At 32.9% G+C, this 20,931-nt stretch carries 24 protein-coding genes and 1 tRNA gene; 14 read left to right on the top strand and 11 right to left on the bottom strand.

What is annotated here, in order from left to right; translation table 11 throughout:
* Nucleotides 1-118: 118 nt before the first annotated feature.
* The 8 genes from ric to BM239_RS09195 form a co-directional block, all read right to left on the bottom strand.
* Nucleotides 119-856 carry an iron-sulfur cluster repair di-iron protein gene (gene ric, locus BM239_RS09160; RefSeq protein ID WP_092207824.1) on the bottom strand — a complete coding sequence of 246 codons (738 nt, stop codon included), beginning with the start codon at nucleotides 854-856 and terminating at the stop codon, nucleotides 119-121.
* 63 nt (nucleotides 857-919) lie between these two features.
* The gene (locus tag BM239_RS09165; RefSeq protein WP_092207826.1) at nucleotides 920-1,354 is read right to left on the bottom strand and encodes an RrF2 family transcriptional regulator; all 435 of its coding nucleotides are present in this window, start codon (nucleotides 1,352-1,354) and stop codon (nucleotides 920-922) included.
* 112 nt (nucleotides 1,355-1,466) lie between these two features.
* Entirely contained in the window at nucleotides 1,467-3,590 is a 2,124-nt protein-coding gene (gene scpA, locus BM239_RS09170; RefSeq protein WP_092207828.1) for a methylmalonyl-CoA mutase, read from the bottom strand.
* 48 nt (nucleotides 3,591-3,638) lie between these two features.
* Complete coding sequence (locus BM239_RS09175) at nucleotides 3,639-4,241, bottom strand: hypothetical protein (RefSeq protein ID WP_092207830.1); 603 nt, start codon at nucleotides 4,239-4,241, stop codon at nucleotides 3,639-3,641.
* 10 nt (nucleotides 4,242-4,251) lie between these two features.
* Nucleotides 4,252-5,622: a methylmalonyl-CoA mutase subunit beta gene (locus tag BM239_RS09180; RefSeq protein WP_092208170.1), complete on the bottom strand. Its 1,371-nt coding sequence runs from the start codon at nucleotides 5,620-5,622 to the stop codon at nucleotides 4,252-4,254.
* The gene (locus tag BM239_RS09185) at nucleotides 5,615-5,941 is read right to left on the bottom strand and encodes an FtsB family cell division protein (RefSeq protein WP_092207832.1); all 327 of its coding nucleotides are present in this window, start codon (nucleotides 5,939-5,941) and stop codon (nucleotides 5,615-5,617) included. The genes BM239_RS09180 and BM239_RS09185 overlap by 8 nt, the downstream gene beginning before the upstream one ends.
* Entirely contained in the window at nucleotides 5,941-6,549 is a 609-nt protein-coding gene (udk, locus tag BM239_RS09190; protein ID WP_092207834.1) for a uridine kinase, read from the bottom strand. Before udk ends, BM239_RS09185 begins: the two co-directional genes overlap by 1 nt.
* Nucleotides 6,550-6,645: 96 nt before the next feature.
* A complete protein-coding gene (locus BM239_RS09195) occupies nucleotides 6,646-7,749 on the bottom strand; it encodes a PQQ-dependent sugar dehydrogenase (protein ID WP_092207836.1) in 1,104 nt (367 codons plus the stop codon).
* Nucleotides 7,750-7,868: 119 nt separating this feature from the next.
* Here BM239_RS09195 and BM239_RS09200 point away from each other — a divergent pair.
* Nucleotides 7,869-7,946, top strand: a tRNA-Pro gene (locus BM239_RS09200).
* Nucleotides 7,947-8,209: 263 nt separating this feature from the next.
* Here BM239_RS09200 and BM239_RS09205 read toward each other — a convergent pair.
* Nucleotides 8,210-9,355 (bottom strand): BamA/TamA family outer membrane protein, encoded by a 1,146-nt coding sequence (locus tag BM239_RS09205; RefSeq protein WP_092207838.1) that lies wholly within the window; start codon nucleotides 9,353-9,355, stop codon nucleotides 8,210-8,212.
* 188 nt (nucleotides 9,356-9,543) lie between these two features.
* On the opposite strand from BM239_RS09205, the gene BM239_RS09210 reads away from it, so the two are divergent.
* The 6 genes from BM239_RS09210 to BM239_RS09235 all read left to right on the top strand — a co-directional run bounded on the left by BM239_RS09210 (nucleotide 9,544) and on the right by BM239_RS09235 (nucleotide 12,776).
* Nucleotides 9,544-9,972: an FKBP-type peptidyl-prolyl cis-trans isomerase gene (locus BM239_RS09210; protein ID WP_092207840.1), complete on the top strand. Its 429-nt coding sequence runs from the start codon at nucleotides 9,544-9,546 to the stop codon at nucleotides 9,970-9,972.
* Nucleotides 9,973-10,183: 211 nt separating this feature from the next.
* Nucleotides 10,184-10,513: a YtxH domain-containing protein gene (locus BM239_RS09215; RefSeq protein WP_092207842.1), complete on the top strand. Its 330-nt coding sequence runs from the start codon at nucleotides 10,184-10,186 to the stop codon at nucleotides 10,511-10,513.
* Between the two features lie 5 nt (nucleotides 10,514-10,518).
* A complete protein-coding gene (locus BM239_RS09220; RefSeq protein WP_092207844.1) occupies nucleotides 10,519-10,869 on the top strand; it encodes a phage holin family protein in 351 nt (116 codons plus the stop codon).
* Nucleotides 10,870-10,872: 3 nt separating this feature from the next.
* The gene (locus tag BM239_RS09225; RefSeq protein WP_092207846.1) at nucleotides 10,873-11,073 is read left to right on the top strand and encodes a DUF6327 family protein; all 201 of its coding nucleotides are present in this window, start codon (nucleotides 10,873-10,875) and stop codon (nucleotides 11,071-11,073) included.
* A gap of 161 nt (nucleotides 11,074-11,234) precedes the next feature.
* A complete protein-coding gene (locus tag BM239_RS09230) occupies nucleotides 11,235-11,771 on the top strand; it encodes a lipid-binding SYLF domain-containing protein (protein WP_092207848.1) in 537 nt (178 codons plus the stop codon).
* A gap of 111 nt (nucleotides 11,772-11,882) precedes the next feature.
* On the top strand, nucleotides 11,883-12,776 hold the full coding sequence (locus BM239_RS09235) for a YihY/virulence factor BrkB family protein (RefSeq protein ID WP_092207850.1): 894 nt from the start codon (nucleotides 11,883-11,885) through the stop codon (nucleotides 12,774-12,776).
* A 74-nt stretch (nucleotides 12,777-12,850) separates the two neighbouring features.
* Here the strand turns inward: BM239_RS09235 and BM239_RS09240 are convergent, their stop codons facing one another.
* A complete protein-coding gene (locus BM239_RS09240) occupies nucleotides 12,851-13,036 on the bottom strand; it encodes a CsbD family protein (RefSeq protein WP_092207852.1) in 186 nt (61 codons plus the stop codon).
* 204 nt (nucleotides 13,037-13,240) lie between these two features.
* On the opposite strand from BM239_RS09240, the gene BM239_RS09245 reads away from it, so the two are divergent.
* Entirely contained in the window at nucleotides 13,241-13,480 is a 240-nt protein-coding gene (locus BM239_RS09245) for a DUF7218 family protein (RefSeq protein WP_092207854.1), read from the top strand.
* A 43-nt stretch (nucleotides 13,481-13,523) separates the two neighbouring features.
* Nucleotides 13,524-14,543, top strand: a complete 1,020-nt coding sequence (locus BM239_RS09250) for an AI-2E family transporter (protein ID WP_092207856.1) — start codon at nucleotides 13,524-13,526, stop codon at nucleotides 14,541-14,543.
* 13 nt (nucleotides 14,544-14,556) lie between these two features.
* Here the strand turns inward: BM239_RS09250 and BM239_RS09255 are convergent, their stop codons facing one another.
* Entirely contained in the window at nucleotides 14,557-15,510 is a 954-nt protein-coding gene (locus BM239_RS09255) for a lipid A-modifier LpxR family protein (protein ID WP_092207858.1), read from the bottom strand.
* A gap of 191 nt (nucleotides 15,511-15,701) precedes the next feature.
* On the opposite strand from BM239_RS09255, the gene BM239_RS09260 reads away from it, so the two are divergent.
* The 5 genes from BM239_RS09260 to BM239_RS09280 all read left to right on the top strand — a co-directional run bounded on the left by BM239_RS09260 (nucleotide 15,702) and on the right by BM239_RS09280 (nucleotide 20,818).
* Entirely contained in the window at nucleotides 15,702-16,310 is a 609-nt protein-coding gene (locus BM239_RS09260) for a nitroreductase family protein (RefSeq protein WP_092207860.1), read from the top strand.
* A gap of 25 nt (nucleotides 16,311-16,335) precedes the next feature.
* Nucleotides 16,336-16,977 carry an NADPH-dependent F420 reductase gene (locus BM239_RS09265; RefSeq protein ID WP_092207862.1) on the top strand — a complete coding sequence of 214 codons (642 nt, stop codon included), beginning with the start codon at nucleotides 16,336-16,338 and terminating at the stop codon, nucleotides 16,975-16,977.
* A 234-nt stretch (nucleotides 16,978-17,211) separates the two neighbouring features.
* Nucleotides 17,212-17,751: a helix-turn-helix domain-containing protein gene (locus BM239_RS09270; protein WP_092207864.1), complete on the top strand. Its 540-nt coding sequence runs from the start codon at nucleotides 17,212-17,214 to the stop codon at nucleotides 17,749-17,751.
* 20 nt (nucleotides 17,752-17,771) lie between these two features.
* A complete protein-coding gene (locus tag BM239_RS09275) occupies nucleotides 17,772-18,218 on the top strand; it encodes a response regulator (RefSeq protein ID WP_092207866.1) in 447 nt (148 codons plus the stop codon).
* 5 nt (nucleotides 18,219-18,223) lie between these two features.
* Entirely contained in the window at nucleotides 18,224-20,818 is a 2,595-nt protein-coding gene (locus BM239_RS09280; protein ID WP_092207868.1) for an ATP-binding protein, read from the top strand.
* Nucleotides 20,819-20,931 lie beyond the last annotated feature (113 nt).

Here is a 20,931-nt window from a genome sequence, read left to right on the forward strand (position 1 = left end):
TTTGTAAAATTAACAAGAGACGTGTAAAATTAAACAAACTATTAACTACTAATTTTAGTAAAACTGGAAGATAAATTACTTTAACTTCCAGTTATTGAAAATAACAAGTGCTATTAATTTATTCTGCGAAAAAGCGCTGCTCCAATTTGGCAGCTTCTGGGAATAAGATGTTATTTTCCAAGTGGATATGCAGATGTAAATCCTTCTCAAACTCCTCTAACATAGCAAACGTTACTTTATACGTATTACATGCATCTGCTGGAGGTGTATAATTATTTGTTATTAATGCTATTTTTCTAAATCGTTCGCCTTCATTGTCATGTTCTTCCATCATCATAGCAATTGGGTTTTCAACGGTTCCAAAATGTGGTGCTTCAATAGCTTGACCATCTAATGAGGCCTTTACCATTTTTTTAATGAATGGAAAAAGTATTAATTCTTCTTTTTTCATATGTGCAGACAATTCACCAGCACTACCTGTAAAGAGTTCATTAATTTTAAATAACTCCGGATGATTACCTCCATGAACGCGACATAGTTTATCTAAAAACTGGCGCAGTACAGGAATTTTTTCTTCAACATATCGGTGGTGAGTTTTCTCAATATAATCTGCAAGTAAATCTAGAGGCCAGGATTTATAGTCAATTGCATTATTACTGTTAGAATTTAAAACGGCGTCTAGTTTATTTAATAATTCATCAGGGTTTACACCATTTTTATTACAAACTTCTTCAACAGTTCGGTGTCCTTTACAGCAAAAATCTATTCCATAGTTACTAAATACGGCAGCGGTTCTGAAGTCATCGGCAACAAATTCACCAATGGGTTTACTCAAGTTTTTATGTAATGTTTCCATACTCTTATTTTTATTTCGGATATTTTTATCCTATTTATAATTAAATTTTTTTATAATATTTTTTTAAATCTTTAGAAAGGATGCACCTGCTTTAATATCAAGTGCTAGTTCTTCCAGGTTTGTTGTTTCAAGCATGATTTTCAAGTCATTACGGATGTCTTTAAATTTATCATGTACTGGACATGGGTGATTTTCATCGCAGGTATGTAAGCCTAATCCACAGCCGTTATATATTTTATCGCCATCAATAGCCTTTACGATCTGTTCTAATTTAATTTCCGAAATTTGCTTCTTATTTATTTCAAAACCACCATGGGCTCCTTTAACAGAGTTAATGATGTTATGTCTTGCTAAATCTTGCAGAATTTTGGCCGTAAATGCTTCAGGCGAAGCAATTTCTTTAGCAATTGCCTTTAAACTCACCCGTTTCTCTTGGTAAGAGTTTAAAGCAATAAAAATGGATGCTTTGATGCCGTATTCACACGCTTTAGAAAACATAGTTTAGTTTTATGGTACAAATGTAAAACATATTTTTAATTCAGACAAATTTATCCGAATTAAAAATATGTAAATTATTATTAGGTTTAATATGTGTTGATTATCAGGTGTTTTAATCAATTAGTATGTCCAAAATTTGTATGGCTGCATCGCTAATTTTTGTTCCAGGACCAAAAACGGCAACAGCACCAGCATCAAATAAATACTGATAATCTTGTTTTGGAATAACACCACCTACAATAACCATAATATCTTCACGTCCATACGTTTTTAAGGCATCAATAACCTGTGGTACTAATGTTTTATGTCCAGCAGCTAAAGACGAAACCCCTAAAATATGGACATCATTTTCAACAGCTTGTTTGGCTGCTTCTTGTGGTGTTTGAAAAAGAGGGCCTATATCCACATCAAAACCAACATCAGCATAGCCCGTAGCGACAACTTTGGCACCACGATCGTGACCATCTTGTCCCATTTTAGCTATCATAATTCGTGGACGTCTGCCTTCTTGTTCTGCAAATTTATCGGCTAATTCTTGAGCTTTTTTGAAAGACTCATCATCTTTAATTTCTTTACTATACACGCCTGAAAAGGATTTAATTTGTGCTTTATAACGTCCGAAAGCTGCTTCAAGTGCATCGCTAATTTCGCCTAATGAAGCGCGTTCACGAGCTGCTTCTACGGCCAAAGCTAATAAATTATCTTGATTTGATTTTGCGGCAGCTGTTAAAAGACCTAATGCTGCTGTTACTTTTTTGGAATCTCTTGTAGCCTTAATCCTATTTAAACGTTCAATTTGAGATGTTCTTACTGTTTGATTATCCACTTCTAATGTGGTAATAGGAGCTTCTTCAGCAAGTCTATATTTATTAATACCCACAATAATATCTTGATTGGAATCTATTCTAGCTTGTTTGCGTGCAGCAGCTTCTTCAATTCGTAATTTTGGTATTCCGGCTTCTATAGCCTTTGTCATACCGCCAAGATCTTCTACTTCCTCAATAAGTTTCCAAGCTTTTTCAGCGATATCATGTGTTAACTTTTCTACATAATAACTCCCTGCCCAAGGATCGACAGTTTTGGTTATTTGTGTTTCTTCTTGTAAGTATATTTGTGTATTTCTAGCAATACGAGCAGAAAAATCAGTTGGTAGTGCAATAGCTTCATCCAAAGCATTGGTGTGTAAACTTTGTGTACCACCAAAAGCAGCAGCTGCTGCTTCAATTGTTGTTCTTGCCACATTGTTAAACGGATCTTGTTCCGTTAAGCTCCAACCCGATGTTTGGCAGTGCGTACGCAAGGCCAAAGATTTTTCGTTTTTAGGGTTGAATGGTTTTATAAGTTTTGCCCAAAGCATTCGTGCGGCTCGCATTTTGGCAATTTCCATAAAATGGTTCATACCAATTGCCCAAAAAAATGATAATCGAGGTGCAAAGGTGTCAATATCCATACCCGCGGCAATTCCCTTTTTAACATATTCTAATCCGTCGGCTAGGGTATAGGCCAATTCAATATCGCAGGTGGCTCCAGCTTCTTGCATGTGGTAACCCGAAATACTGATGCTATTGAATTTGGGCATATTTTTGCTTGTGTATTCAAAAATATCTGAAATGATTTTCATGGAAGGCGTTGGTGGGTAAATGTAAGTATTGCGGACCATGAATTCCTTTAAAATATCATTTTGGATGGTTCCAGCAAGAGCTTCTGGTTTCACACCTTGTTCTTCAGCTGCTACAATATAAAATGCCATGATTGGTAAAACGGCACCATTCATAGTCATAGAAACACTCATTTTATCTAAAGGTATTTCATCGAAAAGAATTTTCATATCCTCGACAGAGTCTATAGCAACGCCTGCTTTTCCAACATCTCCAACAACTCGCTCATGGTCTGAATCGTAACCACGATGTGTGGCTAAATCGAATGCTACGGATAGCCCTTTTTGTCCGGCGGCTAAATTTCGTTTATAGAAGGCATTACTATCTTCGGCGGTCGAAAAACCTGCATATTGCCGTATAGTCCAGGGTCTTCTAACATACATCGTGCTATAAGGTCCACGTAGGTTTGGTGTTATGCCCGCAGCAAAATTGAGGTGTTCCAAATTTGCAATATCTGCTTTAGAATAAACAGATTGTATAGCGATATCTTCCGCGGAATTGAACGTTTCAATGGATTGATTTTTACGTTGCGTATCTGTTGAATTTAATTGAATATGTTGAATGTTTTTCCGACTCATAATAAGATTTTTGATTAACTGAAAAATTTAAACCTAGTGTTTAGGGACTTAATGGTCCATTTCATCTACAGGTTTTTCTGTTATAGTTGATGGGTCAATATCTACTAATTGTGCGTAATATATGCTTAACGCAATAAATGTTGCTAAATATTTATCGTTATCAATAGTCTTTATATATTTTTTTGCTGGTGGCGCCAAAATATCAACGCGTATGCTATTGGTGTTAATTAAAGATTGAATAGTAGTTGCAAATTCTTTGCTACCAAAATTATCTGTTAAGCAACTAAAAACTTGTGCGTTATAGTTCATGTTGTTACCATTCCATAATTCAGGTTTGTTTTTTAATGCTTTTAAAACCTTCATTGTATGTGGTGTTACAATGGCTTCATATGGAATTTGATTATAGGTAACAGCTATTAAAAATTGATTATAGGCACTTCTAATATTAGATTTTTTCTGTTTATAATAATTTAAAATATCAGCCTCAAAGGAGTGTAAAGCTTCATTGTAAAGTTGGGCATCTGGAATACTACAAGTTATTACTTGTTCTTCTTGTGCGTACTTGTAATCACTGAATGAAGACTCTTCATGTTTACAGTTATAGAAAGTAATACTCACTATAAGAAAGGCAAGCTTTAAAACTAATTTCATCTGTTTACTTTTAATTTTCGGTTTTTAAACGGTCTTGTTCTGACTTTTCAGCAAGTCGTTTTTCAACTATGGGCTCGATGAGTGTTTTTCGAGATTGGGTTTTTACGAATGGATATAACTCTAATTCGTTACTCATTTTATCAGATTCATTGGGATGTTTATTTGTTCCAAGTAAGGTGATTTTTCCAGTATCAAATTGCTCCTGCTCTTTGATAGCACTTTCTTTTATTTTACGTTGAATGGTACCTTCTTTTAACTGCTTTAGAAAACCGCCATTGGCTTCAATATCTTTAAAAAGCTCCAGTCCTTTTTCGGCTAATTGATTGGTTAACGTTTCAATGTAGTAGGAACCTTCTGAAGGGTTTTTAACTTGATCTAAATAACTTTCATGCTTTAAAATAAGGAGTTGGTTGCGTGCAATCCGATCACCAAACTCGTTGTTTTTATGGTAAATAGCATCATATGGCATGTTATAAATGGTGTTGGCACCTCCTAAAATTGCGCTCATACATTCTGTAGTTGTACGAAGCATGTTGGTATTGTAATCGTAAATCGTTTTGTTACGTTTAGTTGGTGTTGTAAAAACATGGCATTCGGTATTAAAATCATATTCGGTTGCCAACGATTGATATAAAACGCGTAAGGCACGAATTTTTCCTATTTCAAAAAAGTAATTGGAACCGATTGCTAAACGAAAAACAGCTGTAAATGATTGTTTTTCGGACACTGATAAGTGTTCGTGTAACTGATTGAAATATTCATTAATATGCGATAAGGCATAGGCTAATTGTTGTACCATATTGGCGCCAGCGTTTTGATACAAAGTTGTATTAACTGTAATGGAGTTGGTTAGTTTTACGATGTTTTGTAAAGCTTTATGGTCTGCTTCCAAATTGGTGAACCAATTACCAGATTGTGCTAAATTTCCTATTATATCTGTTTGAACAATGATTTGACTGTTAGTACCAAAATCCATGATTTTTTCAACAAAGGCTTCAGATAAAAATTGTAATTCAAAAAAGATGGTGGTTTTTTGTATATCAATATTTTTGAGGAGGTTTTCAATAGAAATGGAATCGTCAGGAATAATAAAATGGATACTTTCTGCACCATGCTTTAAAGCAGAAACAGCAATGCCGTTAGCAATTTCTATTTGCTGTACAAATATAGTTTGGCAAATATTCCATGATGTTTGTGGAATGGCATTAATTGAGGTGGTTTTTAAAGTATCTTGATGATAAAATGGCTTCACATTAATCCCTTCGTTTGACTGCCAAATAAGTGTTTCGTTATAATCGGCGCCTTTTAAATCGGATTGAATTTTTTGTTTCCATTCTTTTGAAGATACTTCAGGAAACTCGCTAAATAAAGGTTTAGTCATTTTTATTTTCTTTTGGAATACTATCTTCATATTCTATTATAAAGATTTCTTCATTGGCTTTCTTCATGTAATATTTTTCGCGTGCTAATTTTTCAACACCCAAATCGTTACTTAATTCTTTTATAGCTTTTTTGTCTTTTTCAATTTCTCTATTGTAATATTCTTTTTCTGTTTCAAGTTCTTCGATTTCAGTATTTAATTCGTGGTGAATTAAATAGGAATTGGCATCAAAAAATAGCATCCAAACAGCAAAAACTAAAACGATTAAGAAAAAAATATTCTTAAAAGGTTTTACATATTTATAGTTGAGCTTGGCCATTACACTAAACGTTGATTGATAATGGTTTTAACGATATCGACTGCTACGGTGTTATATTTATTGTTTGGAATTATAATATCTGCATATTCTTTCATAGGCTCAATGAATTGTTGATGCATGGGTTTTAATGTGTTTTGGTAGCGGCTTAAAACTTCATCTAAATCACGACCACGTTCAGAGATATCTCGTTTCAAACGACGTATTAAACGCTCATCACTATCAGCATGAACAAATATTTTAATATCAAACATTTCTCGTAATTCTGGATTGGTTAGGATTAAAATACCTTCAACAATCATTACCTTTCTAGGGTGTGTTAAAATAGTATCGCCTGTTCGGTTATGCTTTATGAAAGAATAAACCGGTTGATGAATATCATTTCCTTTTTTTAATTCTTTTAAATGCGATTCTAATAATTCAAAATCAATGGATCGTGGATGATCAAAGTTAATTTTTACACGTTCATCAAAGGACAAATGTGTTGTGTCTTTATAATATGAATCTTGAGAGATGACGCCAACTTCACCTTCTGGAAGTTGATCAAGAATCTGATTAACTACGGTTGTTTTTCCACAGCCTGTACCGCCAGCTATACCAATAATAAGCATGAATTATTTTTTTAGTTATGGTTACAAATTTAGTTATTTACTATGGAATTTATTGGTTGATTTATTTAAACTTATTCAACTATAACTAATTTGAATTTATTTTGGAATAATTTTTACAATTCCCAAGTTTTCTATACCAGCATAAATATAACCATCAGGGCCTAGAACAACTGATCTTACTCGACCTAAACCATCTAATAAGCGCTCTTCTTTTATAATTTTTTTTCCTTTTAAATAGCACAAATCTAAATATTGAAATTTTAGAGAACCAACGAGTAGATTGCCCTTCCATTTTGGATAAACATTACTGGAAATAAAAGCCATACCACTTGGTGCAATGGAGGGGTCCCAATAATGGATAGGTTGAGTTAAACCTGGTAAGGTGGTTTTATCTGTGATTTCCGTACCAGAATAATTTTTACCATATGTTACTTTAGGCCAACCGTAATTGTGGCCTCCTTCAATAATGTTAATTTCATCGCCACCTTTTGGTCCGTGTTCATGACTCCAAATTGCTCTAGTTTCTGGATGAATTGCCATACCTTGTGGATTACGATGCCCATAGGAGTAAATAGCCTTTTTTGCATTTGGTGACTGTACGAATGGGTTGTTTTCAGGAATCGTTCCGTCATCATGTAAACGATATATTTTTCCGCCATCCAGGGTTACATCTTGAGGATTAATATCCCGTTCACCTCGATCGCCAATGGAAAAAAATAAAAAATTATCTTTATCAAACACCATACGTGATCCGAAATGCTGACCAGCTTTTGTGTTTGGAGTGGCTTTGTATAAAACTTGAAAATCAGTTAAAGCGTTGTTTTTTAATTTTGCTCGTGCTATAGCTGTATGTCCACCGTTTCCGACACCTCCTGATGAAGCGTATGAAAAATATATCCATGCATTTGTTTTATAATCTGGGTGAAGTGCAACATCCATTAAACCGCCTTGTCCGTAAACATGAATTTCAGGAAGTCCCTTGATAAGTGTTTTCTTACCATTTTTAAAATGAATAAGTTCTCCTGATTTTTCGGTTATCAGTATGGTATTGTCTGGTAAAAAAACAAAGCCCCATGGAATATTTAAATCTGGAACAATTACCTGATAATCGTGGGATTTATTTATAGGATTTTTGTCCTGTGCGCAAGATAATGTAGTAATGGCTAGTAAGTATAAAAGTATGTAAAAGCGTGATTTCATGTTTAATGTAATATATCTATAAATTTAAAAAAATTTTATTGCATGATTCTAAAGAAAAGCTATATATTTGCACCTCGGTTTTAGAAAGTCTATTTTTAAAACTAATAAGATAACCAATTCGGGGTGTAGCGTAGCCCGGTTATCGCGCCGCGTTTGGGACGCGGAGGTCGCAGGTTCGAATCCTGCCACCCCGACCAAGGAAGCCTAAAATCTGAATGGATTTTAGGCTTTTTTTATACCTTGATGTCGTCATTGTTAGACAAACGAAAGTCATGGTATAAAAAGGTGTCACCAGCACCAGCAGTTTAGGCTTAATTGAGCAATGATTCCTCTTCAGAATCAGCGTAGCTAATCGATAGGAATTTTTTCTATTTCCATTTTCTAGACGAATGAAGTCATGTTTGGAGGCTCATTTATTCGAAAAGAAAGGTATTGCTGGCATGAATCACCATCCCGAAAATTATTTTCTGTTATTCCAAGCGCATCCAAATATAATGTAATAACCAAAATCATTATTAGACCAAGCAACATCTACGCCCATTCGGATTTTAAATTTACGAGCAATTAAATACCTAAAACCAGTTCCATAATTATAAATTAAATCCGATTCCGCGAAGGACTCATTTTCCTTAACAGCTTTAGCTAATCCACCAAACCCAATAAGACTCCAGCGCATTGTGAAATCAAAGCGGTGTTCGGTTTCAATTAAATGAGTAGACCTTCCTTGATAGCGCATTTTAGGAACACCACGCAAATTAATATAGGGTTCGGTATAAAAAGGTGATTCATTAAACTGAAATTCAGATGCCCAACGAAAACCACTTACCAATTGTGGTATAAATTTGTGATAATATTGAGTGGAGAGTTCTAAATTGCTAAAGTTGTAATCACTTCCAGTCCATTCTGCATTAAAATGATATGTTGCATTTACCAAAAAACCAGTGTCTGGTGTAAAAATGTTATCACGGTTATCAAACTCTAACGCAATTCCAGGACTACTTAATGTGGTTTTTAACGATTTTTCATCTAAAAAATTAGGTAACGATTCAAAGTCAAATTTTGGGGTAACCTCGTTTTTAAGAAATAAATACTCAATTCCTATAAACAAGCCCGTGTTATTAATTTCTTTCATAATAGAAAGTAGTATAGGAAGTGCTTTGAAATTAAATGCAAATTGTTTCTCACCAACTATAGGTACTGTTCTGTAAAAATCAATATTAACAGATGAATAAGCCATCATAGCTTGATATTTTAAGCCATATTTTGGTAAGTTGGCCATTCTAAAAGCGCCTACCATCCATGTGTCATTTGCAGTGTAGCCGCCAAATAATGAGGTAATATTAGGTGGTGTGTATCTACCTTCAATTTGGTTTTTATTTGGGCTAATAAAAATAGGCGTAATGACACCGCCTATATTTCCTAAAGCAGGCTCTGTAATAGGTTGAATTAATGGAATAAAGCCTTTTGGGTTTAACAAAAAATCACTAAAATCAATTTTATTATCTAATGAATCTCTTAATACATTTTTTTTGTCATTTTGAGAAAAACCCTTGTTAACAATAATAAGTGATAAAATAAAAAAAAGAAGTATTGTTGAGTTTCTCATTTAGATACCGTTGGTGCTTTCTTGATTAAATTTAGTTATTTTTTGTTTAATTATGTTCAAACTAAATTTTTTTCTTGCTTTCTTATTGGAAATTTAAACGTTAATTTTATTATAAGACGTTGGGCTTCTATGGTATTCCCACTAATAATTGTTAGTTTTGCGTTAATTTTAAAATTAAATACATTTTTATGAGTCATGTAAAAGAAAATGATACTGTACAAGTTCATTACACAGGAAAATTAAGTAGTGGTCAAGTTTTTGATAGTTCTGCTGATAGAGAACCTTTAGAATTCACACTTGGTCAAGGTATGCTAATTCCTGGTTTTGAAAAAGCAGTTTTAGATATGAAAGTTAGTGACAAGAAAACAGTTGTAATTGATAAAAACGAAGCTTACGGAGACGTTCAAAAAGAATTGTTTCACGAAGTTAAAAAGGATCAATTACCTCAAGATATCAAACCGGAAGTAGGTATGGGTCTAGCGTCTAAAAACCCTGATGGCACTGAACACCAGTTTCGTGTTGCTGCTGTTAACGATGATCACATCATTGTTGATGGAAACCATCCTTTAGCGGGTCAAGATTTAACTTTTGAATTAGAGTTGATATCTATTAAATAAAATATTTTAAACAGTTATTATAAAAAAGCTTGAGTATTTTACTCAAGCTTTTTTGTTTTATAGAATAGGAAAGAGGAAACGTATGTTACAAAGACACATTTATTCTGTTGTATAATTACCTAATTAAGATAATATTTTCTTAAATTAGTAGTAAATCCATTAAATATAAAATGGGTTTGAGGTTTTAATCAATTAACTAAAATAAAATAAAATGGGAAAAGAGAGTAGTACATTATTAGGCATATTAGCAGGGACTGCCATTGGCGTAACTCTAGGAATTTTATTTGCACCAGATAAAGGATCTAATACAAGACAGCGTATTGCTGATGAAGCTGGAAATGCTCGTGATAAAATGAGTGAAAGCGCTCATCATTTAAGAGATAAAGTTGCTGATACAGTTTCTAATAAAAAGGAAGATTTTGATCACCAATTAGAAGCAATTGTTAGTAATGTAAGTCATAAGACCGAGGATATTATCACGAGTTTAGAACAAAAATTAAGCGACTTAAAAGCTAAAAATAAAAAGTTCCAAAAATCATAATTTAAATGAATATTTTCGAGTCATTAAATGAAACTACCAGTAAAATAACTGATGCAGGACAAACTTATATTGAGAAATCTCAAGAGTATTACAAACTTAAAATTTTTCAACAATTAACCGTCTCTATAAGTATGGTGGCGAAAGCCATAGTTATTGGTGGTTTGTTGGCCATAGGTTTGTTATTTTTAGCTTTTTCAGTAGCGTTAGCTATTGGTGAGTGGCTGGGCCATTTGGCTTTAGGTTATCTTATCGTTGCTGGTGTTTTTATATTAACAACAGGTATTCTTTATTGGAAACGAGCCTTTATTAATAAAATTATTATTAAGAGTCTTTCCCCTAAATTTTTTGATTCTTAAATTATGAGAAACTACCAGTCTTTTACTGAAATAGAGTCCGATTTGAAACGATTGGATTTAGAACGAAAAATTGCTTTAGAAGAAATGAAGCTTCTTAAAACAGAATTTAAGGAAGATTTGAAACCTTCAAACTGGATAAGTACATTAATGAATGTTGCTGGCAAATATGGTCTATATGTTCTCATGAAAAAAATTTGGAAATAGTAGTCTTTTAGGAAATCCATATTTAAATATGGATTTTTCATTACCAATTGTCAGTTTTTATGCTTTTTATAATGTATTTACGATAAGGATTTTATCTTTTGTGGCATTTTTAATGTTATTATAAACGTAATTTTAGGTTATTAATAATTAAAATAATAATTATGAAAACACTTAAAACACTTATAGCAGTAAGCTTACTTTTGATAACGTTTGGTACTGCTGCACAAAACGACAAAGACAAAAAAATAATGAAAGATGCCGAGCATGCTAAATCCATGATTATGGAAAAAGATGCTGGATTCGAAAAATTTTTCTCAAACGCTTCTGGGTATGTTATCTTTCCTAATGTAGGTAAAGGCGGCTTAATTATTGGAGGAGCCAGTGGAAATGGCGTTGTGTACGAAAATGGTAAAGCCATTGGAATGGCAGACTTAAAAGAATTAAGCGTTGGCTTTAAAGCTGGTGGTCAAGCCATTGTTGAAGTTATTTTCTTTGAAACCGATGAAGCTTTAGCAAATTTTAAAAATGGAAATTATGAATTTGGCGCTGAAACATCAGCTGTAGCTGTAGATAAAGGTGTGTCACAAAACACTAATTATAGCGATGGTGTCATTGTATTAACGATGCCAAAAGCAGGTTTGATGGCCGATATTTCAGTTGTAGGTCAGAAATTTAGCTACCATGCATTTAAAATGTAACAAAACAAAACAACAAAACTATTAAGGTTGACTAATGGGTCAGCCTTTTTTATGTTAATTTAACCTACCACATTTAGCAAGTACAGTTTGTAATCTATAAATTTAATCAAAATGAGTTCCATAAAAAGTAATACATTTAAACTAAAACATTTGCCATCGCTAATAGTAGATACTTATAAGGCATGGGAGGCAAATGACCCGTTTAGATTAAGTGCTGTTGTAGCTTACTATGCCGTTTTATCCTTGCCAGGCTTATTGGTAATTATCATTAATTTAGTTGGTTATTTTTGGGGTGTAGAAATTGTACAGGGCCAGCTTACTAATGAAATTTCTCGAGCTTTAGGAAGCGACGCTGCAGCCTCCATACAAACCATGATGGTGGAAACACAAAACACTGAAAAAAGTACCTTAGCAACCATTTTAGGAATTGGAACTTTAATTTTTGGTGCTACTGGTGTATTTTATCATTTACAATTGTCAATTAATCAGATATGGAAAATTAGTTCAGAGAATAATATGTCCTTTGGAAAAATGCTGTTGGATCGCGCACGCAGTTTTGCATTTATTTTAGCAATTGGATTTCTCATGCTTATAAGTTTTTTAATTACTACGGCTATATCAGTACTAAATGGTTATATAAGAAGTCTGCTTCCAGACCTTATTGTTTATATAGCTTTTATTTTAGATTTTTTAGTGTCTGTAGGTATAATAACAGTTTTATTTGCTCTAATTTTTAAATTTTTACCCGACGCCAAAATTAAATGGAAAACCGTTTGGATTGGTGCCATAATTACTTCGGTACTATTTGTTTTTGGTAAATTTCTATTGGGTTTATACTTCGGACAAGCTAATCCAGGCTCTACTTATGGTGCCGCTGGAACTATTGTGTTAGTGTTACTTTGGGTTTCTTATTCCTGTTTAATCCTATTTTTTGGTGCACAATTTACATGGGTCTATGCCGAACGTTATGGCTTTGGTATTAAGCCGAGTTCTAAATCTGATTAATAGTATTACAAAAAAATATCCCTAAAATACATTTAGGGATATTTCATTACTGGTATTCACTCTAAAAAAAATGATTACCACTCATTAATTTCTCTTTTAATTTCCTCTTTGGTCTTACCTGTTTTTTCTTGAAGTCTTCCAACCATTTCGTCGAATTTTCCTTCTGTGTAAGTTACATCATCATCAGTAAGTTTTCCATATTTTTGTTTAAACTCACCTTTTACTTGTTTCCATTTTCCTTCTAATTGATCGCTATTCATGACTTTTTAAATTTTAAATTAGTAATCTGTTTTTTGTATTTATAAAGATACATTTGACTTTAATGGATTTTGAACTCAATTAATAAAAATATGGCAGCAATGCATTTTTATGCCAATTAATGGCATTCATTTTTTATTTGATTAGGTTAATGGTAGTTATCTGAAATCTGCATATTTGATTTATATAAATTAAAAAAAATAATTATGGATATTCCAAGTGTAAAAAACGAAGATCAATATGAAGCTTTAAGAGACAAAGGTTACAGCAAAGAAAAATCGGCAAGAATTGCCAATTCACCTAATTCTGGAAAAAAGGGAGGAAAAGCAAAACCTTATGAGGATTGGACTAAAGATGAACTTTACAAACAAGCACAAAATGTAGGTATTGATGGGCGATCTAAAATGAATAAATCTGAATTAATTAAAGCATTGCGAAATAATTAAAACATATAATAATGTATTTTTACATAAAGCAACCTAACATTTTATGAACATTATTCCACCTAAAGTCATCCGACAGCTATTTTTGCTTATTCTTATTTTACTGGTTTGTATTTTAATTTTTCGCGAAATGACACCTTACCTTTCAGGGGTATTAGGGGCTGTTACCATTTATGTCTTGTTACGTAAAACAATGACTAAATTGGTGAAACGTGGATGGAATCCAAATTTGGCAGCAGTTTCACTTATGCTAATGTCCTTTTTTGCCATATTGTTGCCCATAGCAGGTGCGGCATTCATGTTGGGGAATAAAATTAGTAAAGCGGTTGAAAATTCAGAACGTGTTACTAAAATTGTCAAATCGCAATTAGCAGATATTGAAAGTCGGTTTGGTTATAATTTAACATCTGAAATAGATGCGTCTGCTATTTCTGGTTGGATGTCTGAAAATCTTCAAAGTTTTGCTGGTGGTACTTTTAACACTGTTATTGGTATTTCTATCATGTATTTTATGCTGTTTTATATGTTTACCAACCGAAAACAGTTGCGGGAATCCTTAATGGATTATATTCCAATAAATCAGGAAAATTTAAAAATAGTAGGTAAAGAAATGCATGCTATGGTTAGAGCAAACGCACTTGGTATTCCTTTGGTAGCTATTGCTCAAGGAATTGTTGCACTTATAGGATTTTTAATTTTTGGGATAGAATCGCCATTTTTCTGGGCTGTTATTGTTACAATTGGCTCCATGGTACCCTTTGTAGGAAATATGTTAGGTACACTTCCTGTTTTTATTTTAACCATTGCAAGTGGCCATACATTTGAAGCCTGGGGAATTCTCATTTATGGAATTGTAGTCGTTGGATCTACAGATAATTTAATTCGTTTATTCGTCCTTCAGAAACTTGATGATGTTCACCCGTTAATCACCCTAATTGGTGTTATTATAGGAATTCCACTTTTTGGTTTTATTGGTTTAATTTTTGGCCCTTTATTAATTAGTTTGGCCTTGGTAATTATTCGTATTTACAAAAAAGAATATGCCAGTCTAACAAATTCTATATAAAGAGCCCTATCATTTAAAATCGGTAAAGGATTTTTAAACTACCATAAGAGTGGTTTTTAGTTCTATCAAATTCGCCAGTATTAAACTGCATGGAGAAAATAGCCGCAAAACGTTTAAATGAATACTGAACTCCAGCGTGAGAAGTGAAAATATAGTGATTAATTTGGGTTTCAGGTTTTGTTAAATTTGTATCAAATATATTGCCTTGAATGGTAGCGTTGTAGCCATTAACTTTAAAGCCTATGCCATAATTTATAAACCATTCAGCATGGTCATTATTAGAAAATAGACCATTATTGGTGCTAACAGACGCATTTATCTTGTTAAGCTTTCCTAATCTGAAATTTAATTTTGGCCATAAATAGGTGTGGATATTACCTAAAGAAGCCTCAACAGAAGCATAGGTGTCCATAAAACCAACACTGTAAATTTCATGTGCAAAGCTGCTTACCACATTCAAACCAAATTGATTTGGTATCTGGTCACTCCAATCCACTAATTCGTCGCCAGTAATATGGCCATGTATGTAATTTTGAAAAGCACCTGCTTGGGAAGCTTGACCTAAAATTCCTACTTCCAAACCTAGTCTAAAATACGATTTTTCAAAAATATAATTAGAATGAAATTCAGCATAACTCCAACCAGCATAAGGTCTTTCAATAATTTCATCGTCATTAGAATCATCGTTTCTATAATTGGGTGTATACGCTTCAATATTTAATCCAACACTAAAAGACTGGCCTAAATTGTTTTTAAATAGCTTATTTAAAAAACTATTTTCGTTTGCTTTCCAACGAAACATGCCGCTTAATCCATAGGTGTAATTTCTATCTGAAGTATTGTAAATTACAAAATAATCGTTATCCGTTGCTAACTCTATTTCATTAGCATATGTTTTATGCTCTTGAGAGAATGCAATTGTGTTTAAGAGGATTAAAAAAATAGTGAGCCAGGTGTATTTAATCATGTGTTATTTTTTAAAAACACAAAGATATTTTTTGATGCGTAACCCATAAAACTCGATTACTATTTTTATTAACGCAATAAAATTTAGCCGACTTATTTTGATTGCATCAATATTTTTGGGTTTCACGGCAATTAATATAACACATATTAAATACTTTGCAGTGTTGAAAAAAAAGTTAGAATAAAAATGCTATGACATCCCCAAAACAAATTCAATTAGAAAATATTGCAGAAACGGATTTTGAGATATTCGCATTGCTTAAGCAGCGTTATAGTCCGCGAATATTTAACAATGAACCAATTAAGTCGCGACATATTAAACAACTTTTTGAAGCTATACGTTGGTCTGCCAGTTCAAACAATTTGCAACCATGGCGATTTATTTATGCTGAAAAGGGCACAAAAGGGTTTCAAAATATTTTTGATTGCTTAAGCGATTTTAATCAAACTTGGGCAGACAACGCACCATTTTTAATGCTGGCAGTATACAAGGAAAATGATAATGAAGGCAAGGAAAACTTTCATGCCTTACATGATTTAGGACTGTGTTTAGGTGCCATGACAGTTCAGGCTCAATATTTAGGCATTGGTGTGCATCATATGGCAGGTGTAAATTGGAAAGAAGCACACGCTAAATTACAGGTGCCTGAAGGTTATCATGTAGCAACGGCTATTGCTTTAGGATATTATGGTGGTGACTTAAACGATTTACCTGAAGAATTACAAAAACAAGAGACTGATAAACGACATAGAAACCCTCAAGAAAGCTTTGCTTTTAGAGGGATGTGGAATGAAAAATAATGTAAAATTTTAAAAAAAATAAATTATGAAAATAGGAATAATAGGAAGTGGAAACATAGGTGGAAATTTAGGGAAGCACTGGGCAAAAGCAGGACATGAAGTGTTGTTTAGTTCTAGGCATCCAGAAAGTCTTCAGCCTTTGGTGCAAGAAAGTGAAGGTCGTGCAAAAGCAGTAAGCGTTACAGATGCCTTTGAGGCCAATGCAGATGTTTATTTATTAGCAACACCTTTTGAAGCCATTGATGAGCTTGCAGAAGTTTATGCTGGAGAGTACGGGAACAAACTTATTATTGATGCTACAAACCCTTATCCAGAGCGTGATGGTGAGATGGCTCAAGATGTTCGTGACGCTAACTATAACGCTACGGAATATACGGCTATGAAGTTTAATACAGCTAAAACCGTAAAGGCTTTCAATACCATTAAGGCTGAAGATTTACAAAAACGTGCGTTTAGTGATGTGGATAAAATAGCCATTCCATTTGCCGCACAAGACGAAGAAAGTAAACTAGTAGCTAGACAGCTCATTGAAGATATTGGATTTGAACCATTGTACATAGGAAGTTTGAGTGACACAAATATTATGGATCCAGACCAAGCTATTTATGGGAAATCCTTATCCCGTGAAGATTTACAGTATTTAGTTAACGCAGCACGAACAGCGTAATGCAATTTAACTTGAAAAATTAGAAGAGGCGATGTATCGTCTCTTTTTTTATTGAATTTTAAGAGTAATTCTATGGTTAATACCTTCTAAAAACATCATTTATTTACAACTTGTGTTTTTAGAAATTCTGAACATCAGCTTACTAACAAATTATTGATTTAGATTTCTATTTATATCATTTAATTCGTATATCTTTAGTTGGTAAAAAATGTAAAAGATAAGGATTAATCTTCCATGACACTTTTTGTAAAATATGATTTTGATTTGGTTTGTAAAACCGTAGTGAAAGAACAGCTTAATTTGCTTGACATTGCGCATACCATTACCAGTCTAGGTGAAATTAAAATTCATGACGCTTTAGAAGCAGAAAAGCGTGAGCTATTAGATGCAGCTTTAAAACGATACGGGATCCAAATTTTGTCAAATCAAAAGGAGACTTTAGTAGAGCGGATTAAACACACTATAGATGATATGTTACAGAACACAGATTTACGTACTGTAAAAGTTTCTAGTTATTTGTCGGACGCCTTAAATTATTCTTATGCGCATTTGTCTACTGTCTTTTCTGAAAGCACCTACACATCTATTGAAAATTATATGATACTAAAGAAGGTGGATTTGGTAAAAGAACGTATTTGTAACACAGATTTAACATTAACTGAAATAGCTTATCAACTAGATTATAGTAGTGTAGCTCACTTATCTGGACAGTTTAAAAAAACAACGGGATTAACACCAAGTGTTTTTCAGCGTATTATGAAAAATAGAAACTAATAAAAAAATAAATTATAATCATGAGTGACATGCTTTTAAACATTGCTTTGGCAGATGATGATGAGGATGATAGAATGTTATTTAGTGAAGCCATAGAAGAAATTGACATGCGCACTAAATTATCACTATTTAATCATGGGCAAGAGCTTATGGATTACCTAACATTACCTAATGTTGTTCTGCCAAATCTCATCTTTTTAGACTTAAACATGCCAATTAAAAATGGGAAACAATGTTTAAAGGAAATTAGAAACAACCCTAATCTAAAAGATTTATGTGTGGCTATTTACTCCACATCATCTTCAGAAAAAGATATTGAAGACACTTTTTTAAATGGGGCAAATATTTATGTAAATAAGCCCAATAACTTTAGTAAATTGCGGGAAGTGGTAGAGAAAGTACTACAGCTCAATTGGCAATATCATACCTCAAATTTGAATAAAGATACCTTTCTCTTCCGTATCTAAACTCTATGAATTTTAAACGCGTATATACGTCTACTAAAACTTATTTTGTGCTTTCTTTTATGGCACTTGTGTTATTGGTTTTTACGTCAACCATGGCATACAAGCAAATTGTGGGAATGCAAAAATCGGCAGAAATGGTCTCCCATTCTTTGCATGTGTATAATGCCATTAGTTTGTTAACAGCGCATTATACGGAAGCAGATTCGGAAGAATTTAGAGATGCGCTTTTAAACACAAACAAAAAAGAAAGAATCTATAATAATTATCAAGAAGAAGGTCGTGTTATCATGGATAGCCTAGCGAATTTAGTTCGTGATAATCCTTCACAAACAAAACGACTTGAAAGCTTACAGGTACTTTTAAATGATTTATACAAGCAACTTCAGGATTTAGATAAAACAGATTTAGAAGCAGATAATACCCTTTTACAATACAGAGAAGCTCAAAAGTCTATTATTAGTATTTCCTTATATCAAATTAGAAGTCTTAAAAATGAGATGTTAGGTGAAGAACAGCGTCTTATGGAATTAAGACAGAAGACCTACGAATCAGATAAATCGTTAGCACCTTTATTATTACTACTGCTTGCTTTTTTGGCTTTATTGGTTTTTGTACTCTCATTTTTAAGAATATATAGAAATAAACTCCGTATTCGACAATCGGAGAACTTCCTTAAAAATGTTTTAGGCACTACTGATAATGTGGTAAATTATTACGAACCAATTTTTAATGAAGAAAATGATGTTGTAGATTTCACCATTATTTTTGCCAATGCTTGTAACCGTGATTACTTTGGTTTAGAACCCGACGATATGATAGGAAAAACGGTTCTTGAAGTGTTTCCTTTTTTAAAAGATAGCGGCAATTTTAATCATCTTGTAGCGTGTTATCGCAATCAAGATAAGGTGAAATTTAAAAGTCAGGTACTAATGAATGATTCTACCATGTGGTTTGAGTCATTAATTACACCACTATCCGAAGGTATTTTAATTACGGCTAGAAATATTACTGTTGAAGAAGAAGCTAAAAATACCCAGCTACAGTTTAGAAAGCGATTAGAAAAGCAAAATTTAATTTTATTGGATAATCGTGCTTTATTAGCTAATATTTTTAAGAGTATTTCACATATTGTAATTCACTTAAAAAGTATTCGGAATGCTGAAGGCCGTATTCATGATTTTGAAATTGTTTTTGTTAACGACCGGATTAGTCCAGTAACTGGTGATATTCCAGAGGAAATAAAAAATAAAAACGTATCAGTAGTATTTCCAGAAGTTTTTAAAACAGGTGTTTTCGAACATTTGGTAACTACCATTGAAAATAACAATACTATAGAATATACTGTTCCTTATGAAAAAGAAAATAGAACACATTGGTTTTCCACAACAGCCATAAAATTAGGAGATGGAGTTACAGTTACTATTCGCGATGTAACGGAGGAAAAAGAGAAGTCCAATCAGCTAATAAAACTCAATGAACAGTTAGTCATTAGAAACTCCATTTTAAATGATGCTGAAAGTATAGCTAAAATTGGAAGTTTTTTATGGTATAGAGATTCAGATACCAGTGAGTTATCAGATAACTTTTATCGTATTTTAGGGTTTGAGCCCAATGCGTTTACATCTTCATCAAAAAAGTTCAGAGACTTTATTCATCCTGATGATTTGGCAACCTATGATTTAAAGTTAAATGAATCTTTAAACGGACTTACCTCTGAAGAGTTTACTTATCGTATTGTAACAAAGCAAGGTGAAACTAAATTTGTAAAAACAAATGGACAATTTCTGGAAAAAGATGGACAAACGGTTATGATTGGTGTGGTTCAGGATGTTACGCAAAGTATTTATGCTGCTGAAGAATTACGAAAAAGTAATTTAGAGTTACAACAAAGTAATGCTGAATTAGAATCGTTTAATCGTGTGGCAAGTCATGATTTGCAAGAGCCATTACGGAAAATTCAACTCTTTATTTCAAGAATTGAAGATATCGAGAGAACAAACTTTTCGGAAAAAGGAACTACCTATTTTAATAAGGTGAAAAATGCAGCACAGCGGATGCAAAATCTTATCAAAAATTTATTGGCTTACTCTAGAATAGATAGTAGTAAAACAGATTTAGAAACAATTGATTTAAATGATGTTTTAAGTAAAGTTCAAGAGGACCTTATTAATATGATAAAGGATACGCAAGCTGAAATTATTTCAGATCAGCTGCCAGAAATTCAAGGTATATTTTTCCAAATGGAACAATTATTTGCAAACCTTATAGCTAATGCCCTTAAATATAGAAATAAGACCAAGTCCCCAAAAATTACAATTCAAGCTGTTACAGTTGGTGCCTCGGAAGTACCAGGCAATATAAATTTAATAAGTAAGTCCTACTATAAAATCACGTTTAAGGATAATGGTATTGGCTTCGATACCAAGTATTCTGAAAAGATATTTGAGGTTTTCCAACGGTTACATCAAAAAACAGAATATACAGGTACTGGAATAGGATTAGCCATCTGTAAAAAAATTGTTGAAAACCATTACGGTTATATTCACGCTACCGCTAAATTGGGTGAAGGTGCTCAATTTATAATCTTTTTACCAGCTTAACCACTCTCAAATTCGCGTTTCAAATTCTTCAACGAAGGAGTAATTATAAATTTAAAGGTTCAGTATGTGTCTCTAAAAGCCTTGTATTTATCTGTAAATCAGTGTTTTTAATT

It is taken from the genome of Algorimicrobium echini (genome assembly GCF_900115185.1).
In the GTDB taxonomy this organism is placed as follows: domain Bacteria; phylum Bacteroidota; class Bacteroidia; order Flavobacteriales; family Flavobacteriaceae; genus Algorimicrobium; species Algorimicrobium echini.